At 75.2% G+C, this 6,667-nt stretch carries 10 protein-coding genes; 6 read left to right on the top strand and 4 right to left on the bottom strand.

Annotated elements, in window-relative coordinates; genetic code table 11:
- Nucleotides 1-177 precede the first annotated feature (177 nt).
- Together DZG00_RS10680 and DZG00_RS10685 are read left to right on the top strand one after the other, a co-directional pair.
- A complete protein-coding gene (locus DZG00_RS10680) occupies nucleotides 178-798 on the top strand; it encodes a hypothetical protein (protein WP_119382174.1) in 621 nt (206 codons plus the stop codon).
- 93 nt (nucleotides 799-891) lie between these two features.
- Nucleotides 892-1,275, top strand: a complete 384-nt coding sequence (locus tag DZG00_RS10685) for a cupin domain-containing protein (RefSeq protein ID WP_119382175.1) — start codon at nucleotides 892-894, stop codon at nucleotides 1,273-1,275.
- A 54-nt stretch (nucleotides 1,276-1,329) separates the two neighbouring features.
- Here the strand turns inward: DZG00_RS10685 and DZG00_RS10690 are convergent, their stop codons facing one another.
- The 4 genes from DZG00_RS10690 to DZG00_RS10705 all read right to left on the bottom strand — a co-directional run bounded on the left by DZG00_RS10690 (nucleotide 1,330) and on the right by DZG00_RS10705 (nucleotide 3,855).
- On the bottom strand, nucleotides 1,330-1,575 hold the full coding sequence (locus tag DZG00_RS10690) for a hypothetical protein (RefSeq protein WP_119382176.1): 246 nt from the start codon (nucleotides 1,573-1,575) through the stop codon (nucleotides 1,330-1,332).
- Between the two features lie 53 nt (nucleotides 1,576-1,628).
- A complete protein-coding gene (locus tag DZG00_RS10695; protein WP_119382177.1) occupies nucleotides 1,629-2,873 on the bottom strand; it encodes an MFS transporter in 1,245 nt (414 codons plus the stop codon).
- 61 nt (nucleotides 2,874-2,934) lie between these two features.
- Nucleotides 2,935-3,159, bottom strand: coding sequence for a hypothetical protein (locus tag DZG00_RS10700; protein ID WP_119382178.1), 225 nt, complete (start codon nucleotides 3,157-3,159; stop codon nucleotides 2,935-2,937).
- Between the two features lie 9 nt (nucleotides 3,160-3,168).
- On the bottom strand, nucleotides 3,169-3,855 hold the full coding sequence (locus DZG00_RS10705) for a hypothetical protein (RefSeq protein ID WP_119382179.1): 687 nt from the start codon (nucleotides 3,853-3,855) through the stop codon (nucleotides 3,169-3,171).
- Nucleotides 3,856-4,130: 275 nt separating this feature from the next.
- Here DZG00_RS10705 and DZG00_RS10710 point away from each other — a divergent pair, with 275 nt between their 5' ends.
- From DZG00_RS10710 to DZG00_RS10725, 4 genes are all read left to right on the top strand, one after another.
- A complete protein-coding gene (locus DZG00_RS10710) occupies nucleotides 4,131-4,577 on the top strand; it encodes a hypothetical protein (protein WP_119382180.1) in 447 nt (148 codons plus the stop codon).
- A 153-nt stretch (nucleotides 4,578-4,730) separates the two neighbouring features.
- Nucleotides 4,731-4,946, top strand: a complete 216-nt coding sequence (locus tag DZG00_RS10715; protein WP_119382181.1) for a hypothetical protein — start codon at nucleotides 4,731-4,733, stop codon at nucleotides 4,944-4,946.
- A gap of 257 nt (nucleotides 4,947-5,203) precedes the next feature.
- Entirely contained in the window at nucleotides 5,204-6,175 is a 972-nt protein-coding gene (gene glsA / locus DZG00_RS10720) for a glutaminase A (protein ID WP_119382182.1), read from the top strand.
- A 201-nt stretch (nucleotides 6,176-6,376) separates the two neighbouring features.
- Complete coding sequence (locus DZG00_RS10725) at nucleotides 6,377-6,589, top strand: hypothetical protein (protein WP_119382183.1); 213 nt, start codon at nucleotides 6,377-6,379, stop codon at nucleotides 6,587-6,589.
- The last annotated feature ends 78 nt before the right edge of the window (nucleotides 6,590-6,667 follow it).

The following is a 6,667-nucleotide window of genomic DNA, read 5'->3' on the forward strand; positions in this document are numbered from 1 at the left end:
CGGGCGGCGGCGAAGCGGCGCACGACGTGACCGACGGGGGGATCGTGGCGGCGGTGGTCGCGGCGGCGGCTCGCGCCTCGTCCGGGTGATCCGTCGGGCCCGCCGCACGGGGAGGCGGCGCGTACGGCCCCGAAGTGGGGAGTACGGGCGGGTCCACGCCGACCGCATGCTGACCCCATGAGGTCCCCCGCCGCCATCGTGCCGCTGCTCGTCGCCGTCGCCGTGCTCAGCGGGTGCGCCGCGGGAGCCGCCGACACCGTCCCCGCCCCTGCCCCCACCGCCCCGGAGCGCCCGGCCGACGAGCTGACCGCGCGGGCCCTCGTCCTCGACGGCGGCGAGGGCGCGGAGCTGTGCCTGGGCGGCGTCGGCGAGTCCCTCCCGCCCGTGTGCGGCGGCCCGCGCATCGAGGGGTGGGACTGGGCCGGCGTCGAGGGCGAGGAGAGCGTGTCGGGCAGCACCTGGGGCGACTACGAGGTCTTCGGCACCTGGGACGGCACGACGTTCACCCTGACGCGCACGCCCGAGCCCTACGACCCGCGAGCCCCATCCACCGAGGCCCCTCTCCCTGAGCCGACCCCGGGCGATCCCGCGAACGCCGAGGCCGTCGCACGCGCCATCGAGGACTACGCGAGCGAGATGGGCACCCCCGACGGGCCGCTCTCGCTCGGGGAGTACCTGGGCCGCGCGTCCGTGCAGGTCATCCACGACGACGGCACGCAGCAGGCCGAGGCGGACGCGCAGTACGGGGAGGACGTCGTCGAGATCTGGTCGTCGCTGCGGCCCGCGGACGGCGAGTGACCCGCGTACGGCGGCGGATCACCTGCCGGGCGGGGCGGTCGGCGATCCGGGCGGGTGCCGCCGCGCGGACGGCGCATCGCCGAGGATGAGGGCATGACCCATCTCCCCGTGACCGACATCGCCGCCGAGCTACGCGAGGTGTCCGCGCACTGGACGCCGCGGGTCGTCGGGCGGGTGAACGACCAGTACGTCAAGGTCGCGAAGCTGCTCGGCGAGCTGACCTGGCATGCGCACGACGCCGAGGACGAGATGTTCCTCGTCGTCTCGGGCCGCCTGCGCATCCAGCTGCCCGACGACCAGGAGGTCGTGCTGGGTCCCGGCCAGTTCCACGTCGTGCCCCGCGGCGTGCAGCACAACCCGGTCGCGGACGAGGAGGTGGAGATCGTGCTCATCGAGACGGTCACCACCGCCCACACGGGCGACGTCATCGTGCCGGGGACGGTGCCGGTCGAGCGGCAGGTGGGCGGCTTCCGCTGATCCGTCCCGCTGCGCCGCGCAGAGGGGCGCGCGCCCATGGTCGCGGGAGCCGCATCACGGGACGCCGCGCCTCCACCGCCGCAGCGCGCCGGCGAGCACGAGGGTCACGCCGAGCAGCGTCATGACCACGGCCGCCGCCATGACGGCCGCGTCGCCGGCGAGCATCCCGCAGCCCGCTGCCGTGTCGTCCTCGGGACATGAGCGCCACGGCTGGAGGAAGAAGAGCACGGTGATCGCCGTGCCCACGACGGCGAGGGCGGCGCCCAGGATGAGCGAGGGGTCCCTCCGCGCGATGGCCATGCCTCGACGGTAGGGGCGGCCCGCTCGGCACGGATCCGCCGCTGGGCGGATCTCTACCGGCCCGGCGACCGCAGCGGCGAGCACGCGGCGACGACGGCCGCCGCGGCGAACACGACCGTGACGGCGAGCAGCGCGGATCCACCGCCGACGGTGGACATCAGGGCGCCGCCGCACACGGCCCCCGCCGCGGCGAGCGTGCGGTTCGCGCTGCGCATCGTGGCGTTCATGCGGCCGAGGAGCGCGTCGGGCGTGATGGTCTGGCGGAGGCTCATCTCGTTCGCGTTCTCGCAGCCGGCGGCGACGCCGTGGAGGGCGAACGCGACGAACAGCGTGACCACCGTGGCCGCAGGCGCGCCGGCGCCGACCCCGGCCGTCGCGACGGCGATCCCCGCCCAGGCGATCGGGTAGGCGGCCCGCGCGGCGATGATCGTGCGGCCGGCGCCGAACCGTTCGCCGAGGCGCGGCGCGGCGGTCGCGCCGACGAGCATCGCGACGCCGCTCACCGCGAGGATCGCTCCGTAGACGGCGGCGGGGAGCGCGAGCGTGCGGAGGGCGAGGATCGCGAACACCGTCAGGCCGGCGGCGTTGGCGAGGAACCACAGGTGCGTCGAGATCGCGAGCGGCGCGAGGGCTGGGTGCCCGTAGGTCCATCGCAGCCCGTCGACGATGTCCCGCCGCAGCCGCGCACCCTCCGGCCGGGTCGCCTCGTGCTCGACGACGGGGACCCGGGCGATGAGGACGGCGTCGACGAAGTAGCTCAGCGCGTCGAGGGCGATCGCGATCGGCGCGGTCACGATGCCGACCAGGACGCCGCCTAGCGCCGGGCCCGCCGTCTGGGCGGCGGCGTCGCTCTGGTCGATGCGCGCGTTCGCCGCCAGCAGCAGGGGCCGGGGCACGATGCGGGGCAGCAGGGACTGCGTGGCGGCGAAGCCGACGACGGACAGGATCCCGAACACGAACAGCGCCGCCGCCGTCGCCCAGAGGGTCAGGGATCCCGTGAGCCACATGATGGGGATCGCGCCGAGGGACACGCCGCGGCCGACGCTCGCCCAGACCAGCAGCGGCTTCCGGCGGAACCGGTCGACGTACGCGCCGATGACCAGGCCGAACAGCGCGTACGGGAGGAACTGCGCGGCGTTCACCAGCCCGACCTCGAACGGGGTCGCGTGCAGCACCGTCACCACGAGCACGGGGACGGCCACCGCGCTGACCGCCGTCCCGAACGAGGACACGGTCGCGGCGGCCCAGTACGGGCGGAACCCGGGGACTCGACGCAGCGAGGTCACGTCGTCGCCCATGCGCTCACGCTGGCAGCCCGCGACGCCGGGGGCAAGCGAGCGCGACCTGGCCCGGCAGGTGTCACAGGCCCCGCTTCGCCATCCAGCGGTAGACGAAGAACGCGACGACGCCGAGGGCCATGAGCGCGGGACCCGTGATGAGGAAGATCGACCCCAGATCGCCCGTCGCTCCTCGGAACGTCGCGATCGCGCCGCCGATCACAGCGGCCCAGGGGAGCACGCTGCGCGCGGATCCGCGTGCCGGCTTCCGACGCCCGTCCGGGGTCCCGTTCGCGTCATCGCTCATCTGGTGAGGCTAGCTGCCGGCTCCACGACGTCCTGCGCGGGGCGCGAGCGGCGCCGCAGGCTCGTCCGGACCGTCGGCGACGAGCTCGAGCGTGATGAGGTCGAGGTGGGCGCGCGGGACGACGGCGGTCACGACCCGACCGTCGGCCAGCGGCGCTCCGACGCCGACGACGAACGCGTCGGCGTCGATGACCATCCCGCCCGGGACGACCGCGCCGTCGACCACGACGTCCGCCGGCCGGGCGTCGTCGCGGTGGGCGAGCCGCACCCACGGGTGGTCGGTGGGGTCGCCGAGACCGTGCTCCTCGCGGAAGGCGTTGTGCAGGACGTAGTCGACGTGGGAGGCGAGCAGCGGCGCGACCTCCCCGGGCTCGCCGTCGGCGGCACCCGCTCCGATCACGTGCGTCTGCACCGCCTCCCACAGCTGGGGGAACCGGCCGCGATCCCGCATCCACGCCATCCAGTCGGGGAGGTCGTCCGGCGTCTCCTCGGCCTGCATGCGGCGCAGGTCCGCGTCGAGGGGCCGGAGGTCGACGGGGTCGTCGAGATCGTCGGGATCCCGCAGCACCGTGTAGAAGCGCGACAGCCGGATGGACGTCGTCACCGGCTCCCCATCCACCATCCGCTCGGAGGAGTTCAGGCCGGAGATGCCCCAGTCCTCGAGGTGCCGCTGCGGGACCAGGCCGGCCGCCCTCACCCCGAGCTCTCGTGCGCGCTCGCGCCAGGCGATCCTCGGATCCGGTCTGTGCGCGCTCGCTCGCCCTGTGGATTCCATGCCCCAGCCTCGCACGGGGTCTCGTGCCCGCCCGGACCCGACGGGTGGGCGCGATGGGGCGAGGCCGTCCAGATCACGGGAGCCGCACCGGCCGATCGCCGCGTTCCCCGCCCGGCCCGGGGCCGGCACGATGAACGGTCGACGGACATCACGCGCACGGCTTCCGCTGCGCTCGCCGTCGGCGCGACGCTCGAGGTGTGACAGACCCCTCCGTCCCCCTCGGCTCAGCCCCGGAGCACCCGACGCCCGCGCCCTCCACCGGCGCACCCCGCTGGCTGGGTCCGGCCCTGTTCGCGGTGGCCGTCGTCGTGCTCGGAGGCAACGTCTTCCACGTGCTCGGCCTCACGGCCTCGGGGATCACGTGGACGGACGGGGAGGCGGCCTACGGCGTCCAGGGCGGTGACGCCTCCGCGTTCCTGCCGCCGGTGCTCGCGCATCTCGTCGGAGGGGCGACGGTCCTGGCGGTCCTCTTCGGCCCTCTCGTCATGGCGCCGATCACCGTCATCGCCGCCTGGCTGCTGTGGAGCTCGTGGCGGCGCCGCGCATGGGATCTCTCCGCATCCGGCACCGTGCTGGTCGCGGCCGCGCTGGTGGTCCTCCTCGCCTACTGGGGCGACGAGCTGTGGGTGTGGATCCTCGACTGACGGATCCGGCGGAACGGGGATGACCGTCATCGCGGAGGAGCTGGAGCGGGTGCTGCGAGCGGGCTCCGAGGCCGCCCGGTCCTGACCGTCGCCCAGAGGTGGTGCTCGCGGCCCGCCCGCGATGCGTCGCCACGCGTCTGCGAGGGTGGATCCATGCACCTCTCCTTCCTGCACCGCAGCCGCTGGATCACCTACGGCACCGCGATCGCCATCGCGCTCGCGGGCGTCGCCGGGCTGGTGGTCGGGAATCCGCGGGGGTGGATCCCGATCGGGATCGCGGTGCTCGCCGTGCTCTTCCAGCAGCTGGTCTCGCGGGATGCGCGGCGGGCGCGGGAGGCGGGCACGGATCCGCGCGACACCATCGGCTGACCGGGTGGACTAGCCGCAATACGTCGATGCAGATGCATGCAGTTCTCCGTTGGCCTACGTTGTCAACAGCGGGATCAGCCCTTCGGGTGGGCGGTCCTCGCGTAGCGCGGGCGCCTCCGGGGGGAGTCGCCCGCCCCGCCCGGCCCTCCGTGCGCGGAGGCCGGGCCTTCCTCCTCCATCGCGGCGATGACGCCGGTCCGCCGGTCGGGGCGCTCCGCGACACGACCGCCCGGCGGGTCCGCTGCCAGGGTGGGGGCATGCCCGCTCCCGGATCCGCCGCGCACGATCCCGCCCACGACGCCGCACACGCGCTCGACCTCGACCGGCTGCTCGCGGGCGTCGCCGACGAGGACGGCGGCGAGGTCGACGACAGCATCCCGCAGCTCGCGGACGCGGATCCGTCGCTCGCCGGCATCGCGCTCGTCACCCCCGACGGCCGCACGCACGCCGCGGGCGACAGCGCGCACCTCTTCTCCATCCAGTCGGCGGTGAAGCCGTTCCTCTTCGCGCTGGCGCTCGCCGACACCGACGGCGCCGCGCTCGACGCGGTCGGCATCGAGCCGACGGGCGAGGCGTTCGACGCGATCAAGCTGGAGAGCGGCACCGGCCGGCCGCCGAACCCGATGGTCAACGCGGGAGCGATCCTCACGGCGAGCCTCGTCCGCGGATCCTCCCTCGAGGAGCGCACCGCGCGGATCCTCTCCGGCCTCAGCGCGTTCGCGGGGCAGGAGCTCGAGGTCGACGAGGAGGTCGCGGAGAGCGAGCAGCTCCTCGGCGACCGCAACCACGCGCTCGCCCACCTCATGCGCTCGGAGGGCACCCTGCACGTCTCGGCCGACGACGCGGTGGCCGCCTACGCGCGTGCCTGCTCGGTGCGGGTGAGCGCGGAGATCCTCGCGGCGATGGGCGCGACGCTCGCGGGCGGGGGGCGCAACCCGCTCACGGGGTCTCGCGTCGTGTCGCAGCAGGTCGCGCGCGACACGGTCTCGGTGATGGCGACGTGCGGCGTCTACGACGGCTCCGGCCGGTGGATGCGGCGGGTCGGCGTGCCCGCGAAGTCGAGCGTCTCCGGCGCCATCGTCCTCTCCGCGCCCGGCCGTCTCGGCGCCGCGGTCTTCAGCCCGCCCCTCGACGACCAGGGCACGAGCGTCCGCGGCGCGCGGCTCGCGCAGCAGCTCGCGGACGAGCTGGGGCTGCACGCGTTCGGCGGCGCGGACGGGCGCGGCTGACGGATCCCACGCCGGTCCCCTCGCAGGTACCGCGCACTCCCGTCGACCCCTTCCGGTCGCGCCGGTGCGCGGGTAGCGTCGCCCGGACGCGCACGACGACCGCCGGAGGACCTCATCACCGCATCCGCCCTCATCGCACTCGCCGGCTTCGAGCCCCCCACGCTGGATGGGTTCGGCGGACCGGGCGGCCCCGGCGGACCGATGGCCGGGCTCGTGCTCGGCGGAGTCGTGTCCCTGCTGCTGCCGCTCGCCTGCGTCGTGCTCGGCATCGTGATCGCGGTGTCCGTCGTGCGGACGCAGCGCGCGACGGAGCGGATCGAGAAGCGGCTGGAGGCGCTGGAGCGGGGTTCACGCGACGCGTCGACTGCCGACCGCGAGGGGACCCGCGCCCGCCCGGACGGCCCCTCGCGCTAGCCGCGGGAGCGCACGGGACGGCGCGCGCCGCGGAGCCGCGCCCGCTCCGCCGCGTCCGCCATCGCCTCCGCGTGCGCG

This window comes from Clavibacter lycopersici (genome assembly GCF_003576405.1).
Lineage (GTDB): Bacteria > Actinomycetota > Actinomycetes > Actinomycetales > Microbacteriaceae > Clavibacter > Clavibacter lycopersici.